Source organism: Streptomyces sparsogenes (genome assembly GCF_001704635.1).
Taxonomy (GTDB): Bacteria; Actinomycetota; Actinomycetes; order Streptomycetales; family Streptomycetaceae; genus Streptomyces; species Streptomyces sparsogenes.
Window position 1 is genome coordinate 1 of sequence record NZ_MAXF01000106.1, and the last position, 592, is coordinate 592.

Annotated in this window: 1 protein-coding gene; it reads right to left on the reverse strand. The window is 71.1% G+C overall.

Annotation, left to right across the window (positions count from 1 at the left end):
• Nucleotides 1–2: 2 nt before the first annotated feature.
• Nucleotides 3–592: RHS repeat-associated core domain-containing protein (locus BBH68_RS22535; RefSeq protein ID WP_281182489.1), on the reverse strand; the 590-nt coding region annotated here is incomplete at its 5' end.

The window sequence follows — 592 nt, forward strand, 5'->3', positions numbered from 1 at the left end:
TGTCAGCCGGGGCCAAGTGGGTCGGGGGTGAGGTAGCGGGCGGTCTCGGGGTCGTAGTAGCGGAAGAGGTTGTAGTTGAGGCCGGTTTCCGAGTCCGCGTACTGCCCGGGGAAGCGGAGGGGGCAGTCCGTCTCGCCTGGTTGAGCGGGAAGGGGAGTGCCCCACACGGTGGCGCGAGGCTGCCAGGCGAGGGTGCCGTCGGGGGTGACCAGCTCGGTCGGCGTGCCGACCAGGTCCGTGACGATCGCGTGGAAGCGGGCGTCGTACTCGGGCTGCGAGGTGGTCTCGGCCAGAGGGGCCAGCGGACGGTCAGTGCCGGGGACAGCCTCGGGTATCCGGTGTGTGGACTGGGATAGCGGGCGGTGGGTGCCCGGCGCGTACTCCCACGTGGTGGTCGTCCCGTCGTGGGTGGTCTGTTCGGCCAGGCGGGTGCCGTCCCAGGCGAAGGTGAGGGCGGTCCCGTCGGGGCCGGTCTTGGATGTGCGGCGGCCCAGGGGGTCGTAGGCGTAAGTCCACTCCTCGCCGTGGGGGGTGGTGGCTCTGGTGAGGCGGTCTTCCGCGTTCCAGGTGTAGGTCCAGGTGCGGGTCTGGC